This is a genomic window from Mycobacterium sp. SMC-17 (genome assembly GCF_045310915.1).
Taxonomy (GTDB): Bacteria; Actinomycetota; Actinomycetes; order Mycobacteriales; family Mycobacteriaceae; genus Mycobacterium.
Genome location: NZ_JBJIAK010000034.1, coordinates 1 through 26,374 on the forward strand (window position 1 = coordinate 1; position 26,374 = coordinate 26,374).

Consider the following 26,374-nt stretch of genomic DNA (forward strand, 5'->3'; position numbering starts at 1 on the left):
CAATCACCACCGCGGCCACACCGCACTCGGAGGCCACCCACCCGCCAGCCGCGTGCCTAACCTCTCAGGTCAGTACAACTAGATCGCGCCAGAAGTAGAGCGGCCCCCTTTCTTCCGAGAGGGGGCCGTTCGCTGTCTGCCGACAGCTCAGCCGGCGGCCCACTCCTTCGCGCGGTCGAGCTCGTCGAGCCCGAAGATCTGCAGTTCGCCGGGAATCATCCAGGCCACGGCATGCAGCGTGTGCGCCACCCACGGCTTGTCCGACACCACGGCAATGCGTTTGAACGCCGAATGGTGTTTGAACAGCGCACCGAAGCCGACCTTGAGATCCTCGACCAGTCCACCGGGGCCGAAGCCCTCGTAGTCGGAGGCGATGACCTCGACGATCCTGATCTCGCCCTCGACGACGAGATCGTCCATCGTGGGCTCGAATTCGCGGATGTCGTCACCGCTGACCCGACCGGACACCCGAATGCCGGTCACGCCCGCGGGCATGTCTGACAGCACTTCGATCATGGCGCCAGCCTACGGCGCCGCCCATCTCGGGAGCCGGGATTGCTCACGCCCCGAACCGGGCCAACGGATCGGCGGTCGCCTCGATCTTGGCGACGAGACCGTCGCGAATCGTCAGGACCACCACCGCGAAAAGCTGCCGGTGCGCGAACGCCAGCAGGACGGGCTGGCCGAGCGGTCCGGCGACGACGGTGGTCCCCGGCCCGAGGTACAGCATGAGATTCTCGGCGACCCGCTGCGGTCCGTGGTTGACGATCGGCGGGAGCGGCGGATCGCTCAGCACCGTGCCGACGCCCCAGACCGACGCGTCCAGCACCGCGGCCAGCGCCTGCACGTCGCCGCCGGCGCAGGCGGTGATGAACTTCTCGGTGACCAGTTGATGTTCGGCCGCCTCGACGTCGTCGGCGCGCACGTCGGTACCCGCCACCTTCGCCCGGGCCCGGCGGGCGAGCTGCCGGCACGTGCCGACCGGGCGGCCGACGGTCTCGGCGACCGACTCGAACGGGACACCGAACACGTCGTGCAGGATGAACGCCACGCGCTCACCGGGGCTCAACTGCCGCAGCACCCGCATCAGGGCACTCGACACCTCGTCGTCGAGGGTGACGCGGTCGGCAGGGTCCGGCTCATTCGACGCCAGTGGCGGCATCTCATCCTGCTCGGTCGGTTGTTCCCGGCGTGCCCGCGCCGACCGCACGAGGTCGAGGCACAGCCGGCCGGCGACCGTCGTCAACCACGCGCGGACATCCTCGATCTCACCGGGCTCTGTCCGCGACAGTCGCAGAAACGCTTCCTGTGCAACATCTTCGGCATCGCCGACGTCACCGAGCATCTGGTACGCGAGATTGACCAGATACGGATGGTGGTGGCGCCACGCCGCGATGAATTCAGTGGTTTCTGTCATCAGTTGAAGACGATCCAGGGTGGTGAAAAGTTACCGCACCGCCGCATCCCGCGGGCCGTAACTTTCCCGTCGGCCACTCCGTCCTTGATTCATGACCATTCTCATCACCGGAGCCACCGGCAACGTCGGTCGCCCCCTCGTCGAACAATTGCACGCCGCGGGCGTGAAAGTCCGTGCCGTCACCCGTAATCCGTCGCCACAGTTCCCGGCCGGGGTCGAGGCCGTCGCGTCCGTCCGGGACGGCATCGCCGGCGCGAGCGCGGTGTTCCTCAATTCCCGTGCCCTCGGTCCGGACCTGGCGTGGACGGTCGACGCCGCGAAAGATTCCGGCGCCAAGCTGGTCGCACTGTCCGCGATGAACGTCGACGAAGACTTCACCCGGCAGCCGTCGCGACTGCGGGGCGACCGCAACAGGGAGGTCGAACAACTGGCTGTCGACTCGGGACTGCCGTGGGTGAGCCTGCGGCCGGCGTTGTTCGCCACCAATTTCATCGGCATGTGGGCCGGGCAGCTGCAGGCCGGCGATGTCGTGGCCGGACCCTATGCCGAGGCCTCAAGCGCGCCCATCGTCGAAGCCGACATCGCGGCCGTCGCCGCACACGCCCTGCTCACCGACGACCTCAACGGCCGCAAGATTCCGTTGACGGGGCCGCAGGCGCTCACCAACGCCGAGTTGCTCGCCGTCGTCGGCGATGTGCTGGGGCGCGACCTGCGCTACCAGGAAATCCCGGTCGAGCAGGTCCGTGAGCGGTTCGTCGCCATCGGCTTCCCCGCCGAGTTCGGTACCGCGTACACCGCGCTGCTCGCCGAAACCGTCGATGCCCCAGCGCCGGTCAGCGACGAGGTGGAGCGCATCCTCGGCCGCCCGGCCCAGACGTTCGCCGCGTGGGTCGCTCAGCACCGCGGCGCCTTCACCCCACGATTGGAGACCATCCATGTCTGAGCCACGACCGCCGCGTTACCTCAAACCGATGAACAAAGTCGTTGTCGCCGTGGGGAAGCTCGGCATCCCCGTCGGCCCCGCGATGGTGTTGACCGTGCCCGGCCGCAAGACCGGCACGCCGCGGAGCACCCCGATGACACCGTTCGTCGTGCACGGCCAGATGTACGCCGTGGCCGGCTATCCAGGCGCGCACTGGGCCCTCAACGCCCGTGCCGCCGGCACCGGCACGTTGACACGGGGCCGCAAGTCGCGGCCGGTGAAGATCACCGAGTTGACCGTCGACGAAGCGCGGCCCGTGCTGCGTGAGTTCCCGGTGCAGGTACCCGTCGGCGTGAAATTCGCCAAGAGTTCCGGCATGGTCACCGAGGGCACACCCGACGAATTCGAGTCGCTGGCAGGCAGACTCGCGGTCTTCCGGTTCGACCCGCTGGGCTGATCTCAGCGGTAGGCGCTGCCCTGTTCGTGGTCGAGATAGGTGTCGGACTTGTTCTTCAAGAAGAACAGATACACCAGCAGCGACGCCGCGATGCAGACGGTGACGTAGACGATGAACAGCGGCACCTCACCCCGGGCCTTGAGAGCCTGGTAGATCAGGGGCGCGGTGCCGCCGAAGATCGAATTGGCCAGCGCGTAGCCGACGCCGACGCCCAGCGCCCGCACGTGGGCCGGGAACAGTTCGGACTTCACCAGCGCGTTGATCGACGTGTACCCGGTGAGAATGACGTACGCCACGGCCACCAGCAGGAACGACATGATCGGCGAGTGCGTCTGGGGCAGGTAGGTGATGAGGACGTAGGTGTAGATCACACCGCCGAATCCGAACCACAGGAGCAGGGGTTTGCGGCCCACCCGGTCGCTGATCATTCCGCCGATCGGCTGGATCAGCATGAGGAAGATCAGCCCGAGCAGGTTGATCCAGGTCGCGGTCATGGGCTGGCTCTTGTAGGTCGCCTTCACCATCGCCGGCGCGTTGACGCTGTACGTGTAGAACGCAACGGTGCCGCCCAGCGTGATCAGGAAGCACAGCAGCAACGGCTTCCAGTAACGCGTGAACAGTTCACGCAGCGAACCGGCGCGCGCGTCCTTTCCTTCCTGGACCGCTTTCAGGGTCTCCGTGGACAGCGACTCGTCCATGCTGCGCCGCAGCCAGAACACCACCACCGCCGCGACACCGCCGACCGCAAAGCCTATGCGCCAACCGAATTCGCTCACCTGCGCGGTGCTCAGCGCCGTGAGGATGATGAGCAAGGTGAATTGGGCCAGCACGTGCCCACCGACCAGGGTGACGTACTGGAACGAGGAGAAGAACCCACGGCGTTCCCTGGTCGCCGCCTCCGACATGTAGGTCGCCGACGTGCCGTACTCGCCGCCGGTGGCGAACCCCTGCACCAGCCGGCAGATGATCAGGATGATCGGTGCGGCGACGCCGATGCTCGCCCGCGAGGGAACCAGGGCGATCACCATCGAGCAGGCGGCCATCAGCGAAACGCTGACCATCAGTGCGGCGCGGCGGCCCCGGCGGTCGGCGAAGCGGCCGAAGAACCACGATCCGATGGGCCGGGTGACGAACGTGACCGCGAAGATCGCGTACACGTAGATCGTCGAATTCTGGTCGGCCTTGTCGAAGAACTGGTTTTCGAAGTACGTGGCGAAGACGGTGTAGACGTAGACGTCGTACCACTCGACGAGGTTGCCCGACGATCCCCGGATGGTGTTCCAGATGGCGCGCCGGGTCGCGGCGCGGCCCGACGGCGTCGGCGTGTCCTCGGTCAGTGCGGTCATGCTGCTCTCCAACGGTCGGCAACGAACGGGTGTGGGCACATCATTGCGGCGAACCGACGCCAAGGAACGGGATCTGGCCACAGCGCCGTTTTCCTTGCACGATTCACAGATTCACACAGACCGTACCCCCGGGCGACACCGGCTCACCGGACTTCAGCCCTCGCGGATGACCCCGCGTGCGCAGAGGTGCTCGGTCAGCGGGGCCACCCCGACCTCGAAGTGTTCGGCCATCGCCGTTCGGGCCGCTTCACCGTCGCCGGCCTGCAGTGCGGCGATCACCCGGCGGTGGTCCCGGATCGACAGATCCGGCCAGCCCTCCAGTGTCGGGAACACGGCTTCAGGCGCGTAACGGGTTATGCCGGACATGAATTGGGTCAGCTTGGGTGAGTCGGCGACGACGTTGATCAGCCGATGGAACTCGTGGTTGAGCTGCACCATGCGGTCGACATCGGTGTGCTGGTAGGCCTGCTCAAGCGCGTCTTGAATCCGGGTGAGTTCCGAAACCTGGGCCGCGGTGATGTTCTCGGCGGCGCGGGCCGCGAGTTCCCCGCCGACGAACGCCTGCACCATGGCCACATCGGAGACATCGCGGGCGGTGACCTCCAGGACCATGAAGCCGCGTCGCGGGTGCTGCACCAACAGCCCCTCGGCCCGCAGGTTCAGCAGCGCCTCCCGGACCGGGGTGACGCTGACACCCAGCTCGGTGGCCAGCTGGTCGAGCCGCAGATACTCCCCCGCCGGGAAGGTGCCGTTGAAGATCCGGCGGCGGACGTAACGCGCCACGTCGTGCGAAAGCTGTGCGGGCGCGGCGAATTCGGGTTCAGATGCGGTATTCATTGAGCAGGCTCTTGCTGATGATGGTCTTCTGGATTTCGCTGGTGCCCTCGCCGATCAGCAGGAACGGCGCGTCCCGCATCAGCCGTTCGATCTCGTACTCCTTCGAGTAGCCGTAGCCACCATGGATCCGGAAGCTCTGCTGGGTGACCTCCGAACAGAACTCGCTGGCAAGGTATTTCGCCATGCCTGCCGCGACGTCGTTGCGCTCCCCCGAGTCTTTGAGCCGCGCCGCATTGACCATCATCAGATGCGCCGCCTCGACTTTCGTGGCCATCTCGGCGAGCTGGAAGGCGATGGCCTGGTGGTCGGCGATCGGCTTGCCGAACGTCTCCCGCTGCTGGGCGTACCGCACCGCCAATTCGAAGGCGCGGATACCGACACCACAGGCCCGCGCCGACACGTTGACCCGGCCGACCTCGATACCGTCCATCATCTGGAAGAAGCCCGCACCCGGCTTGCCGCCGAGTACGTCGTCCGCGCCGGCGCGGTAGCCGTCGAAGATGAGCTCGGTGGTGTCGATGCCCTTGTAGCCCAGCTTGTCGATCTTGCCCGGGATGGTCAGGCCGGGTTTGACCTCGCCGAAGCCGGTCGGCTTCTCGACCAGGAACGCGGTCAGGTTGCGGTGCGGCTTGTCCGCGCCCTCATCGGTTTTCACCAGCGCCGCAACCAGAGTCGAGCTGCCACCGTTGGTCAGCCACATCTTCTGCCCGGTGATGGTGTAGCCACCGTCGGCATCCCGGACACCCCTGGTGCGGATCGCCGCGACATCGGAACCCAGCTCCGGCTCGGACATCGAGAAGGCGCCGCGCACCTCGCCGGTCGCCATGCGGGGCAGGTAACGCTGCTTCTGCTCGTCGGTGCCGTGCTGGCGGATCATGTACGCGACGATGAAGTGGGTGTTGATGACGCCCGAGATGCTCATCCAGCCGCGGGCCAGTTCCTCGACGCACAGCGCGTACGTCAGCAGCGACTCACCGAGCCCGCCGTACTCCTGCGGGATCATCAGGCCGAACAGGCCCATGTCTTTCATCTGATCGACGATGGCCTGCGGGTAGGAGTCCGAGTGCTCGAGCTCCTGGGCCGCGGGAATGATCTCCCGGTCGACGAATTGCCGCACGGTGGCGACGATTTCGCGCTGCACCTCGGTGAGGCCGGCGGTCTGGGCGAGACGAGTCACGATGCCACCCTTTCGAAGACAGCGGCCAGCCCCTGGCCGCCTCCGATGCACATGGTTTCCAGGCCGTAGCGGGCATCCCGCAGGTGCAGTTCGCGGGCCAGGGTCGCGAGCATCCGGCCGCCCGTCGCGCCGACGGGATGGCCGAGCGAGATACCCGAGCCGCGCACGTTCGTGCGTTCCCAGTCCCCGTCGGTGAACTTCCATTCCCGGGTGCACGCCAGCGCCTGCGCGGCGAAGGCCTCGTTGAGTTCGATCAGATCGATATCGGCAAGAGCCAGGCCGGCTTTGGCCAGTGCGACCTCGGTGGCCGGCACCGGTCCGATGCCCATGACGTTCGGCGGCACCCCGGCCACACCCCACGACACCAGCCGCACCAGCGGCGCCAGCCCCAGTTCGGCCGCGCGCTCGGGGGTGGTCACGATGCACATCGACGCCGCGTCGTTCTGCCCACTGGAGTTTCCGGCCGTCACGGTGGCATCCGGATCGTTCTTGCCCAGTACAGGTTTGAGCTTGCCCAGCGCTTCGACGGTGGTGTCGGCGCGCGGATGTTCGTCGGTGTCGATCACCTGGTCGCCGGTGCGGGAGCTCACCATGACGGGCACGATCTCGTCGGCCAGGACGCCACTGCGTTGCGCCGCAACGGCTTTCTGGTGCGACCGCACCGCCAGGGCGTCCTGCTCCACGCGGGATATCGCGTACTGCCGGCGCAGGTTCTCGGCGGTCTCGAGCATGCCACCGGGCACGGGATAGTTCTTGCCACCGGCGGTCGTCCGGCCTCGCGCCAGCCCGTCGTGCACGGTGATGCCACCCCGCGCGCCACCCCAGCGCATGTCGGTGGAGTGGAATGCGACGTTGCTCATCGACTCGGCACCACCGGCGATCACGAGATCGTTTGCGCCACTGGCGACCTGCATGCACGCCTGGATGACGGCCTGCAGTCCCGACCCGCAGCGCCGGTCGACCTGCATGCCGGGAACCGTGACCGGCAACCCGGCGTCGAGCGCCACCACGCGGCCGATGGCCGGCGCCTCACTCGACGAGTAACAGTGCCCGAGAATGACGTCCTGCACCGCCTCGGCCGGAATCCCGGTGCGCTGCAACAGTCCCCGCAGCGCCGCAACGCCCAGCTCGACCGCGGTCAGTGACTTGAACATGCCGCCGTAGCGGCCGATCGGGGTACGTACCGGTGCGCAGATGACGGGACTGGTCGCGGTCATCTAGATGTGCCGTCCCCCGGTGATTTCCAGGACGCAGCCGGTCATGTACGACGACATGTCCGACGCCAGGAACGTGACCACCGACGCCACTTCGCTGGGCTCGGCGGCCCGTCCCATCGGGATCTCCGCCAGTTTCTGGTCCCAGATACGTTGCGGCATGGCCTCGGTCATCGCGGACCGGATCAGGCCCGGCTGCACGGCGTTGACCCGCACGCCGAGGTGGGCGACCTCCTTGGCCGCTGCCTTGGTCAGACCGACGATGCCCGCCTTCGCGGCTGAGTAGTTGGTCTGGCCGATGAGGCCGACCTTGCCCGAGATCGACGAAATGTTGATTATGGCACCGCTTTTCGCCTCCCGCATCACATTGGCCGCGAGCCGGGTGCCGTTCCAGCAGCCTTTCAGGTGCACATCGATGACCTGATCGAACTGCTCCTCGGTCATCTTGCGCATCGTGGCGTCGCGGGTGATGCCGGCGTTGTTGACCATGATGTCGAGGCCACCCCATGCGACGGCGGCGTCGATCAGCGCCTGGACGTCGGCGGCGGACGTCACGTCGCACCGGACGGCCTTGGCCACCTCGGCGCCACCGAGCTTGGCGACAGCCGCCTCGGTCGCCTCGAGATTCAGGTCGCCGATCACGACGCGGGCGCCCTCGGCGATGAAGCGTTCCGCGATCGCGTATCCGATCCCCTGGGCTCCGCCGGTGATCACCGCGATACGTCCGTCCAGCAGCGGCATGGTCGTGCACTCCTCCTGATCGACTGAACCGGTCATCGCAGCACCCGACGACCAGCTTCATACATAAAATATGATATTTCTTGCATCAAACCAGAAGCACCGTCGTGTTGCGCAAGGAGACCCCACATGGCCGAACCCACCGGTTCCCCCGTCGCAGAAGTCAGCGATCAGGATTTCCGCGACATTCTCGACGCGACCCGCCAGTTCGTCCGTACCGCGGTGGTGCCGCGGGAGCTGGAGATCATGACCGAGAACCGGGTGCCCGACGACATCCGGGATCAGGCCAAGAACATGGGCCTGTTCGGCTATGCCATCCCCCAGGAATGGGGCGGCCTCGGGCTCGATCTCGTCCAGGACGTCGAGATGGCGATGGAGTTGGGCTACACCACGCTGGCCGTCCGCTCGATGTTCGGCACCAACAACGGCATCGCCGGTCAGGTGCTGGTCGGCTTCGGCACCGACACCCAGAAGCAGCGCTGGCTGGAACCGATCGCCAGTGGCGACTGCGTGGCATCGTTCGCGTTGACCGAGTCCGGCGCCGGTTCCAACCCGGCGGGCCTGCGCACCAAGGCCGTGGCCGACGGGGACGACTGGATCATCACCGGCCACAAGCGATTCATCACCAACGCGCCCACCGCGAATCTGTTCGTGGTGTTCGCCCGGACCCGGCCGGCCGACGCCGACGGACCCGGCATCGCGGTGTTCCTGGTCCCCGCCGACGCTCCCGGCGTCGTGGTCGGACCGAAAGACGCGAAGATGGGCCAGGAAGGGGCCTGGACCTCCGACGTCACGTTCGACGATGTGCGGGTCGGTCCGGATGCCCTCATCGGCGGCAATGAGGACATCGGCTACCGCGCCGCGCTGACGTCACTGGCCCGGGGACGGGTGCACATCGCCGCCGTGGCGGTGGGCGCGGCGCAACGCGCGCTCGACGAGTCGGTCGCATACGCCGCGACCGCCACCCAGGGCGGCACCGCAATCGGCGAATTCCAGCTGGTCCAGGCGATGTTGGCGGACATGCAGACCGGCGTCATGGCCGGTCGCGCCCTGGTCCGTGATGCCGCGCAAATGTGGGTCAGCGGCACGGACCGACGCATCGCGCCGTCCGCCGCGAAGCTCTTCTGCACCGAGATGGTCGGCAAGGTCGCCGACCTGGCCGTGCAGGTGCACGGCGGTAGCGGGTACATGCGCGACGTGCCCGTCGAACGGATCTACCGCGACGTGCGTCTGCTGCGGCTGTACGAGGGCACCAGCGAGATTCAGCGTTTGATCATCGGTGGCGGCCTGGTGAAGGCGGCACAGCGCTCGGCTGCGGGCCGCTGACGCGACCGCGCGACCTGGCGGTCCGCGCTCTCACCTGGCCGCCTCCAGCAATCATCCGATGATTCGCACGATCGACTCGACCACGGCCGCCGGCTTATCCGATCCCTCGATTTCGACGGTTACTGTCACGGTCGCCTGAACGGCACCGTCCAGCTCGTCGACTTTCGAAATGACCGCACCCGCCCGAACGTTTGCTCCGACCTTGACCGGTGTGATGAATCGCACCTTGTTATAACCGTAATTGACGGCCAATGCGACGTTGTCGACGCGATAGAGCTGGTGCATGAAATGCGGTAGCAGTGAAAGCGTCAGCAAACCATGGGCAATTGCGCCGCCGAACGGGCCCGCGGCGGCGCGCTCAGGATCGACGTGAATCCACTGATGGTCGTCGGTGGCGTCGGCGAACAGATTCACCCGCTCCTGGGTGATTTCCATCCACTCCGTCGGCCCAAGCTGACTACCTGCTGCTGCGACGAACTCGGACAGATTGTCGAAGACCTTCACGCTTGCTCCTCTCGGGCGCGGCCGCTTCCCGGGCCGCACCGCTATTACTTCTAACGCGTCCGTCAGGGCAGCACAATGCACAGATTTTCGGCCGATGCCACCTACTTAGCCACTCAAAGTTCGCCATCTTGGGGCATCGCCTACGCTAACCTGCACATATAGCAATATCCGGGATTGCCAACGTCCATTGCACCAGCACACTCGGTTTGACCAATTCTTCGGCCCGCCGAAGGCCGACAGACAACGTTTCACCACTAGTTGGCTGCAGGACCCCGAGCAATTGTCAATACCTGTGGATCGGGGTGTTTCAGGCGACCTCCGTTTCGGTGTGTTGATCGCCGTCTGACGGTGGTGTCGGTGGGGTGATGTCGGTGGGTCGTTCGAGCAGTTTGCCTTTGTGGAAGACCGCTCCGGCGCGGACGAGGGCGACCAGATGTGGGGCGTTGACGGCCCGCCAGCGGGCTTGGGCGGCGTCGATCAGCTTGTAGGCCATGGCCAATCCAGCGGCCCGTGATCCCGGACCCTTGGTGACCTTCGTTCTCAAACGCACTGTGGCGAAGGTGGATTCGATCGGATTCGTGGTACGCAGATGGATCCAGTGCTCGGCGGGGTAGTGGTAGAACTCCAGCAGGACATCGAGGTCGTCGACGATCTTGGCGACCACTTTCGGGTACTTCGCGCCGAAGGCAACCGCGAAGGCCTTGACCGCGACCTGAGCTTTGTAGCGCGCCATCGCCGACGGCCAGCACTGGGGCGGTCATGCCGCGGCGTTTGCAGTCGCGCAGCAGATCCGCCCACGACTCGCATGACTCCCGATAGCCGTCGGTGATCGCCACGAGTTCTTTGCGGCCGTCAGCGCGCACGCCGAGCATCACCAGCAGGCACAGCTTCTCCTGGTCCAGGCGGACCTTGAGGTGAATGCCGTCGACCCACAGGTAGACGTAGTCGCTGCCGGACAGGTCCCGGGCAGCGAACGTACGGGCTTCGTCTTGCCACTGCGCGGTCAGACGGGTGATCGTGGTGGCCGACAACCCGGCACCCGAGCCGAGGAACTGCTCGAGTGCGGGCCCGAAGTCGCTGGTTGATAGGCCGTGCAGATACAGCAGCGGCAGCACCTCACTCATCTGCGGGGACTTGCGTGCCCAGGCCGGCAAAATCGCCGAGGAAAACCGCTGCCGCTCACCAGAATCGGGGTCGACACGGCGATCGTTGACCCGCGGCGCCTTCACCTGCACGGCACCGGCCGCGGTCAGCACCTCACGCGGCTGGTGATAGCCGTTGCGGACCACCAGTCGGTGACCGTTCTCGTCGAGCTGATCAGCGAATGCGGCGACGTACGCGGCGACCTCGGCCTGCAGTGCAGCGGCCAACATCTGCCGGGCTCCGTCGCGGACGATCTCGTCCAACAACGACCGGCCGGCCTCGCCGCCGTTGGCCTCCTCGGCATCGTGAACTACGGTGAGCATGGGCGTACCTTCCCAACCAGCGCGCCAACGCCGGTCTTGATCGAATACCTGATTCCGTGATGATCATCCTCGGGAAGGTGCGCCCACTTTCAGGCCGCCTCGCCGGGCCTCATCCACAGGTATTGATCATTGCTCCAGGACCCCAACAACCCCGATACTGAATTAGGGAATGCAGTCCGCGCGAGATGCGTTTACCGCAACCGACTGCCAACTGACGTTGCAGTGACTGCTCGAAACGAATGGGGCAACGATGTCGGTGGAGTATGTCGAATACGAATCCAACGTCGATATTCGCTTTCCCGAAAACATCGCCTGGTTCGACACCGATACCGATTGCAGCGTGGTGCTGTCGCAACCCCACACCGACCCGGAACTCTGGAACCGCTACGTGGATGCGGCGGAGCAAAGCTATCGCCGGCACGGCGTCGAAGCGGTCGTCGACGCTGCCGCGATCCGCGGCGGTGCCGACACCGCGCTGTTCTGGACGGTCCTGGACCGCGGCGGCAACATGGTCGGCGGCCTGCGTGCCAAAGCCCCGCTCGGCGGCGCCGATGATTCTCATGCCGTGGTCGAGTGGGCCGGCCGGCCCGGACTGGCCATGGTGCGCAAGATGATCAACGACCGGGTGCCCTTTGGCGTCATGGAGATGAAAACGGCGTGGGTCTCCGACAACCGGACCAGCCAGCACGCCATCACGAATCTCCTGGCCCGCACCGCCTATCACGCCACCAGCGTCATGGGCGTGCAGTTCGTGATGGCCACGGCAGCCCAGCACGTCCTGGAATTGTGGAAATCCGGTGGCGGCGTGGTGGCGCCCATTCCGGCCACGCCGTACCCGGACGAGCGCTACCGCACCAAGATGATGTGGTGGGATCGACGGACCATGGTCAATCATTCTCAGCCGGAGCAGATTACGAAGGCGCTGCACGAGATCGACGCGATATCAACCAGGCTGGTCGCCGGTTGATGCCAGCTCTGGACGCTAACCACATCTCGATCCTCGACCCGCAGAACCCCGCCGACGCGGAATCCCTCGAAGCGCTGCTGCGCGACCCGACGGTGAACACCGTGGACACCTGGGCCGACCAGTTCGCCGCGCTGGCCGAACTCCGGCCGGCACCGACGTCCGATCTCCTCGACGAGCCCGCCCGCTGGGTCTACTACCCGTGGCGCGCGACGGTGCTGAAGCTGCTGGGACCGCGGTCGTATCGCCGACTGCGTCTGGACCGCAACCGGCATCTGGCCACCAGCGGCGAACAGGACCGGCTGGGCCGCCTCCGCATCGGCATCGTCGGACTCAGCTCGGGCCACCTCATCGCTCACTCGCTCGCCGTAGCGGGGTTCTGCGGCGAGCTGCGGCTCACCGATTTCGACACGCTGGGCGTGTCCAATCTCAACCGCATTCCCGCAACGGTTTTCGACATCGGCCTCAACAAGGCGACCGCCGCCATGCGCCGGATCGCCGAACTCGATCCCTACCTCCTCGTCCGGCATTCGTCCGCCGGACTGAGTGCCGACGCCCTCGCGCCGTTCCTCGACGGGCTCGACGTACTGGTCGAGCAATGTGACTCGTTGGAGATGAAACTGCACCTCCGGCACGGCGCCCGCGCCCGCGGGATCCCGGTGCTGATGGCCACCAGCGACCGCGGGCTGATCGACGTCGAACGCTTCGACATCGATCCCACCCGCCCGGTCTTCCACGGACTGCTCGGCGACATCGACCCCGACGCGATGGCGGGCCTGCCGATCGCCCAGAAGTTGCCGTACCTCATGCAGGTCTTCGACCCGGCCAGAGTTTCGCCGCGAATGGGTGCGTCCCTACTCGAGGTGGGCCGCACGCTGTCGGCCTGGCCACAGCTCGTCGGCGACGTAACCGTCGGAGCGGCAACAGTTTTGGAAGCCATCCGCCGGATCGGGCTGGACGAACCGCTGGCGTCGGGGCGCACCCAGGTCGACATCGGCGGTCTGCTCGGCGAATTGGCCGAACCCACCCGCGCGGACCCACCTGCCGACGGCGCCCTGCCGCCGTCCCCTGCGGTCGCCACCGGGCTCGGCCAGGTCGTCGACGCCGCGGTCGCCGCCGCCATCCGCGCCCCGTCGGGCGGCAATTCCCAGCCCTGGCACATCGCGGTGACAGCCGACAGCGTCGTCATCGGCATCGATCCCGCGCGCACGTCGACCATGGACGTCGGCTTCCGGGGCAGTGCGGTCGCCATCGGAGCCGCCGCGTTCAACGCCCGAGTTGCTGCCGCCGCCAACGGTTTTGCCACCGACGTGACCTACACCGAACCCGCCGGCGAGTCCCCGCTGCAGATCGCCCTCCGGCTGCGGCCGGGCGCCGACCCTGAGCTCGCCCGGTGCTACCCCGGGATCTTCGAACGTGAGACCAACCGCCACCGCGGGACGGGCGCACCGTTGCCCCCCGAGGTGTCCGAGACACTCGCGCGGGTGGCACAGCAACACGACGCACGTGTGCACGTGATGGTCGACCACGACGAGATCGCACGCACAGCAACGGTCTTCGCCGACGCCGACCGAATCCGCTATCTCACCCCCACCCTGCACCGCGAGATGATCTCGGAACTGCGCTGGCCCGGCGACGACGGATCGGACTTCGGCATCGACGTCCGTTCCCTGGGGCTCGATTCCGGCGATCTGGCCGTACTGCCCCTGCTGCGCCGGACCGACGTCGTTGCGGCACTCGATGACTGGGATGCCGGCTCCGTCCTCGGGGATGACACAAGTGGTCGCATGCGTTCCAGCAGTGCGATCGTCACCGTCATGATCCGAGGCGCGGCGCTGAGCGACTTCGCCCGTGGCGGTGCCGCCGTGGTCGCCGTGTGGATGGCGGCGCAGGACGCCGGCCTGGCCGTGCAGCCGATGTCGCCGCCGTTTCTCTACGCCCACACCGGAACCGAACTCGGCGAACTGTCCGGCAAGTACGCCGACGAACTCCGCCGACTACAGGACACGTTCCATGCGTTGACCAGCAAAGGGCCGGGCGAGGCCGTGGTGCTCGCGCTCCGAATATCGGATGCGCCACCGGCTTCGGTACCCAGCCGCAGGAGCACCGCCTTTGAGGTCAGCGCAGGTTAAGCTGATCGTCTCATGTCCATCGACGAGTCTCCCCCTTCACTGGATCGCCTGGTCACAGAGGTTGCGACGCGGTTGATGGCGGCGGACTCCAGCAACTCCACCAAGGTGTACACGGACGTTCTGGAGATCCTCGTCAACTACTTCGAGGTCGACGTCAGCTTCCTGCGCCGCAACGACCATGAGATCGGTGCTTCGATCCTCGTCGCGGAATGGCCACTGCGGCCGGAGATTCCGGACCCCGACCCCCTGCGCGTGGTGTACTTCGCCGAGGCCGACCCGGTCTTCGCGGAGACCGAGCACCGCAAGACACCGCTGATCGTGCGCCCCGACCCGGAGCCGGACGACTACCAGCGCCGCATCGAGGCGGACCGCAACGTCCCCCAGATATCACTGGCAGCAACGCCTTTGGTGTCCGGCGACCGCACCACCGGCGCCTTGGGCTTCATCAAGTACGGCAACCGGGAATGGGTCACCGAGGAGATCAACGCGCTGCAGGCCATCGCTTCGCTGTTGACCCAGGCCCAATCTCGGGGTCTCGCCGAGGAGCAGCTCCGGTACCTGGCCGAACACGACGACCTGACCGGCCTGAACAACCGGCGCGCCCTCATCGCCCACCTCGATGCCCGGTTGCAGCCGGGACAACCCGGCCCGGTCACCGCCCTCTTCTTCGACCTCGATCGGCTCAAGGCCATCAATGACTACCTGGGGCACAGCGCGGGTGACTCGTTCATCCGCGTCTTCGCCCAGCGCCTCACCGAAGGGGTCGACAGCAAGACCGTGATCGCCCGGCTCGGCGGTGACGAATTCGTCGTCGTCCCGGCCGAGCCGATATCCGCGACGAAGGCCGAAGCCCTGGCCTACCAGCTTCAGGACTCGCTGCGGCGTCGCGTCTGGATCGACGGCGAACGGCTCACGCGGACAGTGAGTGTCGGCGTCGCTTCCGGTATCCCGGGCTCCGACAACTCCTCCGACCTGTTGCGCCGGGCCGACCAGGCCGTCTTGAGCGCGAAGTCGGCCGGCGGGGATCGTGTCGCGGTGTTCACCACCGCGATGTCCCTGGAAACGGCCTACCGCAACGATATCGAGCTGCATCTGCAGGACGTCATCGAGAACGGCGCACTGCTGCTCAACTACCTACCGGAAATCGACATGCGCACCGGGAAGCTGCTCGCGACCGAAGCGCTCGTCCGCTGGGACCATCCCACACGCGGGCTGCTCCCGCCGGCCGCATTCATCGGTATCGCCGAATCGATCAACCTGGCAGGCGAATTGGGCCGTTGGGTGCTGCGGACGGCCTGTCGAGAGTTCGCCCGGTGGCGCGAGGACTTCCTGGCTTCGAAATCCGGCAGCGATGATGCCGATGACCGCGACGATTTCGAACTACGCGTCAACGTCTCCCCGGTCCAGCTGGTGACCGACGGCTTCGCCGAGTCGGTGGCCGACATCCTCGACGAATTCGGTCTCGACCGCGGATCGGTGTGCCTGGAGATCACCGAGAACGTCGTCGTCCAGGACAGCGAGTCCTCCCGCGCCACCCTGGCGGACCTCCGCAGAACCGGGGTCCGGCTGGCGATCGACGACTTCGGCACCGGCTACAGCGTGCTGTCCCATCTCAAGTCGCTACCGGTCGACATCCTCAAGATCGACCGCAGCTTCGTCACCGATCTGGGTTCCAACCCCGGCGACCTCGCGATCGTCCGGGCGATCATCGCACTGGCCGACTCGTTCGGTCTCCAGATCGTCGCCGAGGGTGTCGAAACCACAGCTGCCGCAACCACACTGCTGCGCCTCGGCTGTCACCGTGCGCAGGGCTTCCTGTTGTCGCGGCCGCTGCCGAGCGACCAGATGGCGACGCTGTACCGCAAGGGACGGGTACCGGTCCGGTTCACCAGCGAGATGTGATCCGAACCGCGCTAGCGCGCAACCAGTTCCACGCGGGCGAATCTGCTGGCGGGCAGGCCCACGATACAGACCTCGAGGGCGCCGGCCGGCGCCGCGGCAGTCTCGACGGATGCGCCCTTGCCGGTGAAATCGGGCGAGATCACGACGCCGTGGCGCGCACGTACGAAGTACGGCCCGTCGGGTGTGTTCAGTTCGGCTCCGATGATCCGGCGGTCTTCGAACAGCAGCGCCTGCAGCGTGCTGGCCGCGCTCACCGCGATATCGCGTTCGGCGGCCGCCGCCGCCAGCCAGTCGAACAATTGGCCCGGTCCGTCGCCCGTGCTCCATTCGATGGCGCCGAGCGAAGACAGCTGGAGCGTCGTGCCCGCCGAGTCGCGCAGGGTCTCCGAGGACCAGCCGCGAACCGTGCTGTAGAGCGCGCCGGTGGCCGAATCCAGGCACACCCGGGCCCAGTCGAGCAGTCCCGCGCCGAAGAACGTCTCGATGGTGCGCGTGTGCGTCTCGGACTCCGTCAGCTCGCGCACGACACGGGCCGGCACCGAAGCGCCGTCCGACGGCGGTTCGGCCGCGTCATCGACTTCGGCGGTCACCGCAGCGAAATAGACGGCGGTGGCGTCGAGCTGCTCGCCGAGGTCGGGCTCGGCCGCTTCGACTTCGCCGGGTCCGCCGGCTTCCGGGGCGGGCTCGTCGTCGGGAATCCCTCGCGGTACGCCGAACTCGTCGATCCTTGCGTCGAGCGTGGCGCCCAGAGTGACGCAATGCACATCATCGCCGCGCAGCCAGCGCCCGTCATCGGCGTGCAGCGCTCCGGCAACCATCACATCTGCGGCGGCGTCGACCGCGGCAATGGCTGTCGCCAGGCCACCGATACCGGCGCCGACGCACAGCACGTCAACTTCTGCGTCCCAATCCAACCTGAAATCCCTGAGTTAAGCGGCAGCGAATTGCAACAATCCGACAGCCAGGGATCGATTTCGCCGTTCGGCTACTTTACATACTCTCGGAATGAACGACACCAACAACGGCCTACGTTATGGCACCCTTAGGATGATTCGGGGGGCTAGCCACAGAACGCGCGCTGACGGAAGGTGATCGACGAATGGGGCGCCAGCCGCGATCCGAAGTGACCCGACGCAAGATCATTGACTCTGCTGTCGATTTGATCAACGAGATCGGTTATCCCGCCGCTGGATTGGCTGACATCATCGAACGCGCCGAGCTGACCAAGGGTGCGCTGTACTACCACTTCGATTCCAAAGAGGCACTGGCCACTGTCATCATCGAAGAGGCAATGGTTCTGCTGCACAACGTGTTCCAGTCCGCACGGGATTCGGAGCACAGCGCGATGAAGTCACTCATCGTCGGCACCTTCATCACCAGCGATCTGCTGGCGACCAACCGCACGGCCCAGGCCGGAACCAAACTGCTGCGGACGTTCGCGGGGTTCAACCCGACCGCGCGACACAGCTACGTCAACTTCGTCGACCAGTTCACCTCGGACATCAAACGCGCCGAAACGGACGGCGACCTGCGCCCCGGCGCGGACCCAGCCGATGTCGCCAACACACTGGTGGCGTGGATCCTCGGCGCGGAGTTGATGTCCAGCGCCGCGTCCGACGGTGACGACCTCCGCGACCGGTTCACCAAGCAGTGGCGCGTTCTGATGCCCGCGATCGTGACGGCGGAATCGCTCGACCGTCATCTCGACTTCATGGTGGCCGCATCCGCGCGACAGACCGACATCACGGAGCACACCGCCACGCCCTGAGTCCACATCGCTAACTAAGTTCACTTCTTTGTTGCTAGGCTGCCATCAGCCCAAGCGACAGAGGAGTCTGCATGGACCTCAATTGGTCGGCCAGCGATCTGGCATTCCGCGATGAAGTACGCACGTTTCTGCAAGAAAATCTGACACCGGACATCCGAGAAGCCGGGCGGCTGATGACGAGCGTGTACAGCGATCACGACGCGAGTCTCGCCTGGCAGCGCATCCTCCACGAGCGCGGTTGGGCAGCACCGGCCTGGCCCGTCGAATACGGCGGCTGCGATTGGAGCTTGACGCAACACTACATCTTCAGCCGGGAGTCGACCCTGGCCGGGGCGCCGTCCCTGTCCCCCATGGGTATCCGCATGGTGGCGCACGCGATCATCCGCTTCGGCACCCCTGAACAGAAGGACTACTTTCTGCCCCGCATCCTGACCGGCGAGGTCTTCTTCTGCCAGGGCTACTCCGAGCCCGAAGCCGGATCCGACCTGGCCGCCCTGACCATGGCCGCCGTTTCCGACGGCGACGACCTGGTGTGCACCGGCAGCAAGATCTGGACCACCCACGCCACCGAGGCCAACTGGATGTTCGCGCTCGTGCGCACCACCCGCAGCGCCAAGAAGCAACACGGCATCACCTTCGTGCTCATGGACATGAGCACACCGGGCATCGAGATCCGGCCGCTGGTGATGACGTCCGGCGAAGAGGTCCAGAACCAGGTGTTCTTCGACGCGGTCCGGGTGCCCAAGAGCAATGTCATCGGACAGATCGACGACGGCTGGACCGTCGCGAAGTACCTGCTCGAGTTCGAGCGCGGCGGCGGCGCCGCCGCCCCGGGCCTGCAGGTGCTGGCCGCCGACATCGCCGCGGCGGCGGCGAAGGCGGCGGGCCCCGACGGCGGCCGGCTGCTCGACGATGCCGCGTTCTCGCGCAAGCTCGCCGATGCACGGATTCGTACCGAAGTGCTCGAGATACTCGAATACCGCGTGCTGGCCGCGCTGGCCGGCGGCGGCCATCCGGGCGCAGCGTCGTCGATGCTCAAGGTCCTCTCCACGGAGTTGAGCCAGACCCTGACCGAACTGGCCATGGAGGCCGCCGGGCCCAGAGGTCGGGCGTACCAGCCGCATGCCACCCGTCCCGGTGGTCCGGTGGCCGAATTCACCCCTCCCGCAGACGGTTACGTCAGTGGTGAGGCATGGCAGGCCGTGGCGCCACTGCGCTACTTCAACGACCGCGCCGGGTCGATCTACGCCGGCAGCAACGAAATTCAGCGCAACATCCTCGCCAAAGCAGAATTGGGGCTGTAAATGGACTTCACCTTCTCCGCGGAACAGGAACTTCTCCGGGACGGCCTGTCCAAGTTCCTGGCCGGCCGGTACGACCTCGAATCCAGCCGTGCGGCAGCGAAATCCGGGCCGGGCTGGCAGCCCGACATCTGGCGGTCGTTCGCCGAGGAACTCGGCATCCTCGGCGCCGCGCTGCCCGAGGACGTCGGCGGCATCGGCGGCGGGCCCGTCGAGGTCATGTTGATCGCCGAAGCGCTGGGTCACGCCCTGGTCATCGAACCGTACGTGGACACCGCGGTGGTCGCCGGCGGCCTGCTGCTGCGATCCGGTAGCCCGGTGGCAGGCCCGGTGTTGGAGGAAATCGCCTCCGGCACAGCGGTTGTCGCACTCGCTGCAGCCGAGGCGCACAGTGGCGACCGCTGGCAGGACGTCCAGACCACCGCCACCCGCGACGGCGACGCCTGGGTACTGAGCGGCGACAAGATCGTGGTGGTCAACGCGCCGTTGGCCACGCATCTGCTCGTCACCGCGCAGACCGCCGGCGGCATCTCGCTGTTCCTGGTCGACGTGTCCGAGCCCCGCGCCGGGCTGACGATGCACAGCTACCGCACCGTCGACGACCGGCGCGCGGCCGACCTGGAACTGCGCGAACTACGACTGCCGGGCGACGCACTCCTCGGCACCGAAGGCGACGCCTGGCCGTCCATCGCCCAGGCGCGCGACGAGGGCGCCGCCGCCGTGTGCGCCGAAGCCGTCGGCAACATGCGAAAGGTGTTGGCCGACACCGTCGAATACGCCAAGCAGCGCCAGCAGTTCGGCCAGCCGATCGGCAGCTTCCAGGCACTGCAGCATCGCATGGTCGACATGCACATGGAGCTCGAACAGTCCGTGTCGGCGGTGTACCTTGCCGTGCTCAACCTGGAAGCCGACGCGCACACCCGGGCACGCGCGGTTTCCGCGGCCAAGGCCACCGTCGGCCGCGCCGCACGGTTCATCGGCCAGAACGCCGTACAGCTGCACGGCGGCATGGGTATGACCGAAGAGCTCGCCATCGGCCACTACTTCAAGCGGCTCACCGCCGTTCAGTACGAATACGGCTCCACCGACCACCACGTGACCCGCTACGCAGAACTGACCCGCGGCTGAGTTCGGCGCCGCGCAACTCTGGGTGTGCCCTCACCTGATCCGGCCGGACCGGATCAGGTGAGCGTCATCTGCTTCTGCGCGTACAGCTTTGCCCACTCGGCGCGCGGCCGGATCGACGTGTCGACGTCGACGGCTTTGGCGCGCAGGGCACCCGCCGTCGCCTGGTCCTTCGGGGTCAACTTGAACGGGTCCCAGCCGAAGAACCGGCAGGAGTTCTGCCAGGTGATCTTGTCGATGTCGGAATCGCTTGCGCCCGCGGCATTCAACTCGGCCAGCACCTGCTCGGGCGCATCGGGCCAGAAGCAGTCCGAGTGCGGATAGTCGCACTCCCAGGCGATGATGTCGATACCGATCTCGTGGCGCAGCTTCAGCGACGTCTTGTCGGTGACGTAGCACGCCAGCGAATGCTCACGGAAGACGTCACTGGGCAGCTTGTCCCCGAAGTCGCGGCGCAGCCATTTCTGGTTGGTGTAGTGCCGGTCGCTGCGATCCAGATAGAACGGGATCCAACCGATACCGCCTTCGGAGAACGCGAATTTCAGGTCCGGGTAGTTGCGCATCGCCGGGCCCCACAGCAGGTCCTGGGCGCACATCGCAGAGACCTGCGTGGCCAGGATGATCAGATTGTCGATCGGGGCGTCCTTGGCCATCGAGATCGCGCCGAAACCGGTGCCGATGTGCAGGCACATCACGACGTTCTCTTCCGACAGGGTACGGAACACCGGGCCCCAGTAGTCTTCGTCGAAGTAGCTCGGCAGGCCTTCCAGGTGCGGCAACTCGGGCATCGTCACCGCCCGGCACCCTTTCGCGGCGACGCGACGGATCTCACGGCACATCGCCTCGGGGTTCCACGTCGGCAGGATCGCGATGGGGATGAACCGGTCCGGGTACGAACCGGCCCATTCATCGATATGCCAGTCGTTGTAGGCCGAGACCATCACCAGGGTGGCCTCTTCGCGGTGCATGTTCAGGTGCCGGGCGGAGAAACCGGTGAAGGTCGGGAAGCACATCGAGGCCAGGATGCCGTTGCGGTTCATGTCGCGCACCCGCTCGTGCACGTCGTAGACGCCGGGACGCATCTCTGCGAACCCGGCAGGATCGCGGCCCCACTCCTCGGCCGGCCAGGAGACCACGGCATTGAGCCCGCTCACTCCTTGGGGGCGGCCCTGGTACATCCACTGGTCGACGCCCTTGTCGTCGGTGACGACGATCGGCGCCTCGGGCTTGTACTTGTCCGGAACGTGGTTGACGAACATGTCGGGCGGCTCCACGACATGGTCATCGATGCTCACCAGGATCAGGTCGTCGGTATTCACTGGACTCCAATTGCTCCTCACGTGCGCGGCATCCTCACGTCCGCGCCTGCACACCTCAGTAGTACCGTCTACAGGCGTGACCGTCTCTGCACTTTCGGACAGAGGTTTATCTCAAACGGCCAAGATGTCCGAGCGGCCGGTGATCGAGCTGCGCCGCGGCGGCCGCGTCCTCGGCGGCAGCTACCTCTACGAGGGCGACGCGCTGATCACCGGCTGGCACTCGCACGAGGTGCACCAGATCGAATACGCACTGCACGGCCTCGTCGAGGTGGAAACCGATGTCGCCCACTATCTACTGCCGCCGCAACAGGCCGCCTGGATACCGGCCGGCCTGCCCCATCAGGCGGTGATGAACCCCGACGTCCAGACCGTTGCCGTGATGTTCGATCCCGGCCTGATCTCGGACCGGTCGGACCGGGCTCGGATCATCGCCGTCTCCCCACTGATCCGCGAGATGATGATCTACGCGTTGCGGTGGCCCATCGACCGGCCGGACGGCGATGCCGTCTCCGACGGGTTTTTTCGCACCCTGGCGCATCTCGTCGCCGAAGCGCTGGACCACGAAGCGCCGCTGAGCCTGCCGACGTCCGAGCACCCGATCGTCGCCGCGGCCATGGCCTACACGAAAGCGCATCTGGCTTCGGCAACGGCCGAACAGGTGAGCCGCGCGGTCGCGGTGTCGCAGCGGTCGCTGCGCCGGCTGTTCCAGGAGTCCATCGGATTATCTTGGCGGACTTATCTTCTCAACGCCCGGATGCTCCGGGCGATGGCGTTGCTGACAGAACCGGGGCAGTCGGTGCAGGCCACTGCCACCGCGGTCGGCTTCGAGAGCCTGAGCGCGTTCACCCGCTGCTTCACCCAGTTCAGCGGGCAGTCACCGTCGGGTTACCGGCGCCAGACCGCGGAGACGGCGCGCGCGCCGCACGAGTCGCGATAAGGGTCGCGATCACGGCCGGTCAGCCATCTCCCAGGTGCGATCACATCGCACCTGGGTCTCGGCGATCAACCGCGCGTTCGGCTCGTCGACCGCACGGACCCAGTGCTCGGCCGCGATCAAACTGCGTCCGCCGGCGATGTGGCGCGCAAGCAGTCGCTGCCGCCGCACCTCGTCGGCGCCGCTGAGGTAGTACAGCCGATCGATCAGCTCCCGCGCACCGGCAAAGCCGTTGGACGGCAACGCCAGATAGTTCCCCTCCGTGACCACGAGCCGGGCCGCCGCGGGCACAACCAGTCCGGCCGCAACAGACTCCTCCATCGCCCGATCGAACCGTGGCACATAGACATCGGCAGTCTGATACGCGTCCCGCACCCGAGCCAACGCCACCAGGAAACCGGCCGCATCGAAGGTGTCCGGGGCACCCTTACGGCCTTTGCGGCCGAGCCGCGCCAGCTGCGCATTGGCGAGATGAAAGCCATCCATGGGCAGTAGGGCCGCGAAATCATGCTGCGCGGAATTGAATTCATCGACGAGATGTGCGGCCGCGGTCGACTTGCCGACACCCGGTGGCCCGGTGAGACCGACAACCACCCGGCCCGACCGCTCATCGAGCAGTCGGGCGACATCGTCCGTCAAGCGGGCCATGGCGCGGACATTAGCCGTTCGGCGCGTCCAAGTCGAAGACGTGCAGCACGCGATACCGGCAATGTCACCGGCGCTGCGGCTCGGGCGCACACGCCGTCAACAGCTCCGTGCCGTCCTTGCCCGCGACATCAGCGGGACTCAGCCAGCCGAATCCCTGGAACCAGTAGGTATCCGGTGCATGCCGGCCCGACTCGGTGACGGCCGGACCGAGGTCGGTTGTGGTGGTTTCCGGCTCCCCGCTGGGGCGGTAGACCCGCAGCAGCACCGTTTTCCGGGTCCGCCAGTCGAATCCGCCGGGCAGCGGCCGTGCCACAGCGAAGCCGGGGTACGGCCCGGTGGCGGTCAGGGAGTCGAACGGGACGGCATTGCGTGCGTCGGCAGCCAGTACCATATCCGTCTGACCGGGCTGGAATGTCAGGATCACCGCGTCCACCGGACCGCAGTACCGGCCGGGCCAGATTCGCAACGTCCCGTCGGTGACGCGCACCCCGAAAACCCTCGGCAGTTGCCGGCCCCGCGCGGGGTCACGCGAACAGAGCGTCAGGAACTTCGTGCCGTCCCGGGCCGCGACGCCCGCAGGATTGAGCCAACCGATGCCCTCGAACCAGTAGGTGTCCGGCGGATGCCGGTCCGATTCCGTGATCGCCTCGCCCAGCTTGCTGACACCGCCGAATGATCGTGGCGACTGCGGAAAGACGGACACGGTGTCCGCGGTGCGCCAGTCGAATCCGGCGGGCAGCGGCGTCACCACATCGAACCCTGGATAGGGCCCGCCGACGGTGAGGTACTCGACTTCGACGCCGGGGTTCGGCGGAGTCGTGCGTGCACCGATGGCTTCCGGCAATGGCGTCGCCTCGAGCTTCAGTTCCGCCTTGGCGCGGCCATCGATGTTGAAGGTGACGTTGACGGCCGTCGTGCCGCGGCATGGTGAGCCGGTCCACACCCGCAGTTGTCCGTCGGTCACCCGGACTCCGAATTGCACCGGTAGCGACGGCTTCCCCAGGGGGTCACAGCCGCACAACGCCAGCAGCGTCACGAAAGCCACACCGAGACAGTGGATTCGCCGGATCACGAGTAACCCCCGTCCGATGCGCCGGCGTTGGTCTCGAACGGATTTCGGCGGCCGGTGAGCTTTTCGGCGGCCAGACTGATCGCGTACTGCTTGGCGAATTCCACGGGTCCCAACGCGGCCCACTGTCCCGAGTGCCGCTCTTCGTGATGCAGGACGCGATCGATGTCCATGTCCTGCTGGCGTGCGCCGCCGGGCCCGTCGTACCACATCTGACCCGACCCGATGATCTTGCGGAGTTGGTCGCCCGCATCCGCCGGGTGATCGATGTTGATCAGGAACACGTCACCATAGGTGGATCCGGCCTGCTGGCTCAGCTGGTTCTGGATGAACCCGCCGCCCAGTCCCATCAGCATGCCGTTGGGTGTGGTGGCGAACCGCCCGCCGCTGCCCGCCAGTCGCGGAACCTGTTCGTAGCTCCAGGAATTCGCCGACTGCCGGTCGACGATGCGCTGCACCTCGGTCGCCGTGTAGGGCGTTTCGGCGAAGTCGGTGGTCGGGTTTCCTTTTTTGTAGCTGGTGCCCGCGTTGAGGATGTACGTCATCAACACGGCCCGGCGGGCGTCGTCGGCGCTGGTCCCCGGCGGTAGCAGGAAGTAGGTGTTGTCGTCGCTGGGATCGCTGCTCGTTCGGTTGTTGTCGACGACGCGCTCCATGCCCTCGAGGATCTCGAAACTCGCCGGGGTGAGCTTCTGCTGCCGTGCGATGTCGACGATGACCTGAGGCGGCACACCCTTTTTCGCCGCATTCTGCAGCCACTCCCGGTAATACCCCGCGCTGGTCCCGCTCAGCAGGCCCGCGTCGCGCAGCGCGTCCTCGTACTTGTTGACGGGGTCGTATCCCGGTTCCCCGGGATCATCACCGATTCGTGCGTCTTTCGCTTCCGGCACGTCGAACGGAATACGTTCGGCAGCTGCTTGGTCGCCGTGCTCGTAAAGGAACGCGGCCGAATCGAGCTTCCCCGCGAACGCGGACATGCCCTGTCCCAGCACCTGCGCACGACGCAGGAGCGCAGCCCCCACCTCGCGACACGCCTGGCCGCTGTCGAGCCCGGCCACCGGGCCCGCGGCGGCAGACAGTTCGGGGCCGCCGCCGTCGTTGACCAGTCCGCCGGCCACGTCCGCCAGCTCCGCTGCGGTTTCCCGCAACGAGGCCACGACGACCGTCAACGGCGCCGTCATGCCAGTTCCCAACCGACCTTGCGGAGCTGATGGCCGGTGTCGCGGTCGGCCGCTTCGAATTTCGCGAGCAGCAGTTTGATCGCGTTCTCGACCTCGATCCGCTTGGCCGCGATCTGCAGCGCCTGGACCGGCGAAACCCGCGCATACCAGCGGAGCCAGAAGCCGGGCGTGACCCCGCCGTCGTCGGCGACGTCCCACTGCGACCCGGCAGCGTCGACTGCCTTCTTCAGACTGGCGCGGAGCTCGGTGAGCTGGGCACCACCTGTCGCCAACGGCTCTGCCACGGCATCGAGCTGGTTCCGATATGCGGTCTGCTCGTCGAGCGATTCGCGCCCCTGCTTCTGCGCGGCATCGGCGGCGGTGCCGGTCCAGTCCTCGGCCAGATGGGCGAATTGCGTTCGTGCCCGGTCGATCTGGGCGCCGACGCGCTGGGCCGCGGCCCGCGCGTCGAGGGATGCGGTCAGCAGCGATTCCGGATCGGAATTCAGCACCTGCGACACCGTGTACGACATGGACCGTCCCCCGTTCCCATCGGTCTCCATTGTCCCCCACGGGCCGCAGGCCACCGGTCACCAAAAATCGCGTCCCCGCGACCAGGATGTCACCTAGTGGGAACCTGCCTTCCAC

Annotated in this window: 24 protein-coding genes and 1 pseudogene; 10 read left to right on the plus strand and 15 right to left on the minus strand. The window is 66.5% G+C overall.

All coding sequences use genetic code 11. From position 1 onward, the window contains the following. Positions 1-147 precede the first annotated feature (147 nt). Together ACJH7A_RS20185 and sigI are read right to left on the minus strand one after the other, a co-directional pair. Entirely contained in the window at positions 148-516 is a 369-nt protein-coding gene (locus ACJH7A_RS20185; RefSeq protein WP_406774225.1) for an STAS/SEC14 domain-containing protein, read from the minus strand. Between the two features lie 43 nt (positions 517-559). After that, positions 560-1,417, minus strand: a complete 858-nt coding sequence (sigI, locus tag ACJH7A_RS20190) for an RNA polymerase sigma factor SigI (protein ID WP_406774224.1) — start codon at positions 1,415-1,417, stop codon at positions 560-562. A gap of 91 nt (positions 1,418-1,508) precedes the next feature. On the opposite strand from sigI, the gene ACJH7A_RS20195 reads away from it, so the two are divergent. After that, a complete protein-coding gene (locus ACJH7A_RS20195) occupies positions 1,509-2,360 on the plus strand; it encodes an NmrA family NAD(P)-binding protein (protein WP_406774223.1) in 852 nt (283 codons plus the stop codon). Then, the gene (locus ACJH7A_RS20200) at positions 2,353-2,796 is read left to right on the plus strand and encodes a nitroreductase/quinone reductase family protein (protein WP_406774222.1); all 444 of its coding nucleotides are present in this window, start codon (positions 2,353-2,355) and stop codon (positions 2,794-2,796) included. Before ACJH7A_RS20195 ends, ACJH7A_RS20200 begins: the two co-directional genes overlap by 8 nt. 2 nt (positions 2,797-2,798) lie before the next feature. On the opposite strand, the gene ACJH7A_RS20205 is transcribed toward ACJH7A_RS20200, so the two are convergent. The 5 genes from ACJH7A_RS20205 to fabG all read right to left on the minus strand — a co-directional run bounded on the left by ACJH7A_RS20205 (position 2,799) and on the right by fabG (position 8,111). Further along, on the minus strand, positions 2,799-4,142 hold the full coding sequence (locus ACJH7A_RS20205) for an MFS transporter (RefSeq protein ID WP_406802604.1): 1,344 nt from the start codon (positions 4,140-4,142) through the stop codon (positions 2,799-2,801). A 153-nt stretch (positions 4,143-4,295) separates the two neighbouring features. Continuing rightward, positions 4,296-4,979, minus strand: coding sequence for a GntR family transcriptional regulator (locus tag ACJH7A_RS20210; RefSeq protein WP_061005220.1), 684 nt, complete (start codon positions 4,977-4,979; stop codon positions 4,296-4,298). Further along, positions 4,963-6,156, minus strand: coding sequence for an acyl-CoA dehydrogenase family protein (locus tag ACJH7A_RS20215; RefSeq protein ID WP_061005218.1), 1,194 nt, complete (start codon positions 6,154-6,156; stop codon positions 4,963-4,965). Before ACJH7A_RS20215 ends, ACJH7A_RS20210 begins: the two co-directional genes overlap by 17 nt. After that, positions 6,153-7,373: an acetyl-CoA C-acetyltransferase gene (locus ACJH7A_RS20220; protein WP_406802605.1), complete on the minus strand. Its 1,221-nt coding sequence runs from the start codon at positions 7,371-7,373 to the stop codon at positions 6,153-6,155. The genes ACJH7A_RS20215 and ACJH7A_RS20220 overlap by 4 nt, the downstream gene beginning before the upstream one ends. Further along, a complete protein-coding gene (gene fabG / locus ACJH7A_RS20225; protein WP_135357352.1) occupies positions 7,374-8,111 on the minus strand; it encodes a 3-oxoacyl-ACP reductase FabG in 738 nt (245 codons plus the stop codon). A 126-nt stretch (positions 8,112-8,237) separates the two neighbouring features. Here fabG and ACJH7A_RS20230 point away from each other — a divergent pair, with 126 nt between their 5' ends. Further along, entirely contained in the window at positions 8,238-9,434 is a 1,197-nt protein-coding gene (locus ACJH7A_RS20230) for an acyl-CoA dehydrogenase family protein (RefSeq protein WP_406802606.1), read from the plus strand. Between the two features lie 51 nt (positions 9,435-9,485). Here the strand turns inward: ACJH7A_RS20230 and ACJH7A_RS20235 are convergent, their stop codons facing one another. After that, a complete protein-coding gene (locus ACJH7A_RS20235; RefSeq protein WP_064860726.1) occupies positions 9,486-9,938 on the minus strand; it encodes a MaoC family dehydratase in 453 nt (150 codons plus the stop codon). 307 nt (positions 9,939-10,245) lie between these two features. Beyond that, positions 10,246-11,404 (minus strand): annotated as a pseudogene (locus tag ACJH7A_RS20240) (transposase). Between the two features lie 250 nt (positions 11,405-11,654). Between ACJH7A_RS20240 and ACJH7A_RS20245 the strand changes: the two are divergent. From ACJH7A_RS20245 to ACJH7A_RS20255, 3 genes are read left to right on the plus strand one after another with little or no spacing between them, the layout of a single operon-like run. Continuing rightward, on the plus strand, positions 11,655-12,371 hold the full coding sequence (locus ACJH7A_RS20245) for a hypothetical protein (RefSeq protein ID WP_061009922.1): 717 nt from the start codon (positions 11,655-11,657) through the stop codon (positions 12,369-12,371). Then, positions 12,371-14,500 carry an Rv1355c family protein gene (locus tag ACJH7A_RS20250; RefSeq protein WP_406802607.1) on the plus strand — a complete coding sequence of 710 codons (2,130 nt, stop codon included), beginning with the start codon at positions 12,371-12,373 and terminating at the stop codon, positions 14,498-14,500. Before ACJH7A_RS20245 ends, ACJH7A_RS20250 begins: the two co-directional genes overlap by 1 nt. A gap of 12 nt (positions 14,501-14,512) precedes the next feature. Continuing rightward, positions 14,513-16,402, plus strand: a complete 1,890-nt coding sequence (locus ACJH7A_RS20255) for a bifunctional diguanylate cyclase/phosphodiesterase (protein WP_064860414.1) — start codon at positions 14,513-14,515, stop codon at positions 16,400-16,402. A gap of 11 nt (positions 16,403-16,413) precedes the next feature. Here the strand turns inward: ACJH7A_RS20255 and ACJH7A_RS20260 are convergent, their stop codons facing one another. After that, positions 16,414-17,316 (minus strand): hypothetical protein, encoded by a 903-nt coding sequence (locus ACJH7A_RS20260; RefSeq protein WP_131808831.1) that lies wholly within the window; start codon positions 17,314-17,316, stop codon positions 16,414-16,416. 185 nt (positions 17,317-17,501) lie between these two features. Here ACJH7A_RS20260 and ACJH7A_RS20265 point away from each other — a divergent pair, with 185 nt between their 5' ends. The 3 genes from ACJH7A_RS20265 to ACJH7A_RS20275 all read left to right on the plus strand — a co-directional run bounded on the left by ACJH7A_RS20265 (position 17,502) and on the right by ACJH7A_RS20275 (position 20,599). Beyond that, a complete protein-coding gene (locus ACJH7A_RS20265; protein ID WP_346416806.1) occupies positions 17,502-18,170 on the plus strand; it encodes a ScbR family autoregulator-binding transcription factor in 669 nt (222 codons plus the stop codon). A gap of 71 nt (positions 18,171-18,241) precedes the next feature. Beyond that, entirely contained in the window at positions 18,242-19,474 is a 1,233-nt protein-coding gene (locus tag ACJH7A_RS20270) for an acyl-CoA dehydrogenase family protein (protein ID WP_406802608.1), read from the plus strand. Beyond that, positions 19,475-20,599, plus strand: a complete 1,125-nt coding sequence (locus ACJH7A_RS20275) for an acyl-CoA dehydrogenase family protein (RefSeq protein ID WP_406802609.1) — start codon at positions 19,475-19,477, stop codon at positions 20,597-20,599. A 53-nt stretch (positions 20,600-20,652) separates the two neighbouring features. Here the strand turns inward: ACJH7A_RS20275 and ACJH7A_RS20280 are convergent, their stop codons facing one another. Further along, positions 20,653-21,915, minus strand: coding sequence for an amidohydrolase family protein (locus tag ACJH7A_RS20280; RefSeq protein WP_064860411.1), 1,263 nt, complete (start codon positions 21,913-21,915; stop codon positions 20,653-20,655). A 76-nt stretch (positions 21,916-21,991) separates the two neighbouring features. Between ACJH7A_RS20280 and ACJH7A_RS20285 the strand changes: the two genes are divergently transcribed. Beyond that, entirely contained in the window at positions 21,992-22,852 is an 861-nt protein-coding gene (locus tag ACJH7A_RS20285) for a helix-turn-helix domain-containing protein (RefSeq protein ID WP_207546855.1), read from the plus strand. Between the two features lie 9 nt (positions 22,853-22,861). Here ACJH7A_RS20285 and ACJH7A_RS20290 read toward each other — a convergent pair whose 3' ends face one another. The 4 genes from ACJH7A_RS20290 to ACJH7A_RS20305 are packed head-to-tail and all read right to left on the minus strand — an operon-like array spanning position 22,862 to position 26,259. Then, positions 22,862-23,551 carry a nucleoside/nucleotide kinase family protein gene (locus ACJH7A_RS20290; RefSeq protein WP_268794107.1) on the minus strand — a complete coding sequence of 230 codons (690 nt, stop codon included), beginning with the start codon at positions 23,549-23,551 and terminating at the stop codon, positions 22,862-22,864. A 10-nt stretch (positions 23,552-23,561) separates the two neighbouring features. Beyond that, positions 23,562-24,542 (minus strand): hypothetical protein, encoded by a 981-nt coding sequence (locus ACJH7A_RS20295; protein WP_131808830.1) that lies wholly within the window; start codon positions 24,540-24,542, stop codon positions 23,562-23,564. A 23-nt stretch (positions 24,543-24,565) separates the two neighbouring features. Then, complete coding sequence (locus ACJH7A_RS20300; RefSeq protein ID WP_082934870.1) at positions 24,566-25,747, minus strand: type VII secretion target; 1,182 nt, start codon at positions 25,745-25,747, stop codon at positions 24,566-24,568. After that, positions 25,744-26,259 (minus strand): WXG100 family type VII secretion target, encoded by a 516-nt coding sequence (locus ACJH7A_RS20305; RefSeq protein WP_064860409.1) that lies wholly within the window; start codon positions 26,257-26,259, stop codon positions 25,744-25,746. Before ACJH7A_RS20305 ends, ACJH7A_RS20300 begins: the two co-directional genes overlap by 4 nt. Between the last annotated feature and the right edge of the window lie 115 nt (positions 26,260-26,374).

Excerpts from the sequence above, each read along its gene's own strand:
- ACJH7A_RS20185 (WP_406774225.1), bottom strand. The coding sequence starts at position 516 with ATGATCGAAGTGCTGTCAGACATGCCCGCGGGCGTGACCGGCATTCGG.
- sigI (WP_406774224.1), bottom strand. The coding sequence starts at position 1,417 with ATGACAGAAACCACTGAATTCATCGCGGCGTGGCGCCACCACCATCCG.
- ACJH7A_RS20195 (WP_406774223.1), top strand. The coding sequence starts at position 1,509 with ATGACCATTCTCATCACCGGAGCCACCGGCAACGTCGGTCGCCCCCTC.
- ACJH7A_RS20200 (WP_406774222.1), top strand. The coding sequence starts at position 2,353 with ATGTCTGAGCCACGACCGCCGCGTTACCTCAAACCGATGAACAAAGTC.
- ACJH7A_RS20205 (WP_406802604.1), bottom strand. The coding sequence starts at position 4,142 with ATGACCGCACTGACCGAGGACACGCCGACGCCGTCGGGCCGCGCCGCG.
- ACJH7A_RS20210 (WP_061005220.1), bottom strand. The coding sequence starts at position 4,979 with ATGAATACCGCATCTGAACCCGAATTCGCCGCGCCCGCACAGCTTTCG.
- ACJH7A_RS20220 (WP_406802605.1), bottom strand. The coding sequence starts at position 7,373 with ATGACCGCGACCAGTCCCGTCATCTGCGCACCGGTACGTACCCCGATC.
- fabG (WP_135357352.1), bottom strand. The coding sequence starts at position 8,111 with ATGCCGCTGCTGGACGGACGTATCGCGGTGATCACCGGCGGAGCCCAG.
- ACJH7A_RS20230 (WP_406802606.1), top strand. The coding sequence starts at position 8,238 with ATGGCCGAACCCACCGGTTCCCCCGTCGCAGAAGTCAGCGATCAGGAT.
- ACJH7A_RS20245 (WP_061009922.1), top strand. The coding sequence starts at position 11,655 with ATGTCGGTGGAGTATGTCGAATACGAATCCAACGTCGATATTCGCTTT.
- ACJH7A_RS20250 (WP_406802607.1), top strand. The coding sequence starts at position 12,371 with ATGCCAGCTCTGGACGCTAACCACATCTCGATCCTCGACCCGCAGAAC.
- ACJH7A_RS20255 (WP_064860414.1), top strand. The coding sequence starts at position 14,513 with ATGTCCATCGACGAGTCTCCCCCTTCACTGGATCGCCTGGTCACAGAG.
- ACJH7A_RS20265 (WP_346416806.1), top strand. The coding sequence starts at position 17,502 with ATGGGGCGCCAGCCGCGATCCGAAGTGACCCGACGCAAGATCATTGAC.
- ACJH7A_RS20270 (WP_406802608.1), top strand. The coding sequence starts at position 18,242 with ATGGACCTCAATTGGTCGGCCAGCGATCTGGCATTCCGCGATGAAGTA.
- ACJH7A_RS20275 (WP_406802609.1), top strand. The coding sequence starts at position 19,475 with ATGGACTTCACCTTCTCCGCGGAACAGGAACTTCTCCGGGACGGCCTG.
- ACJH7A_RS20300 (WP_082934870.1), bottom strand. The coding sequence starts at position 25,747 with ATGACGGCGCCGTTGACGGTCGTCGTGGCCTCGTTGCGGGAAACCGCA.
- ACJH7A_RS20305 (WP_064860409.1), bottom strand. The coding sequence starts at position 26,259 with ATGTCGTACACGGTGTCGCAGGTGCTGAATTCCGATCCGGAATCGCTG.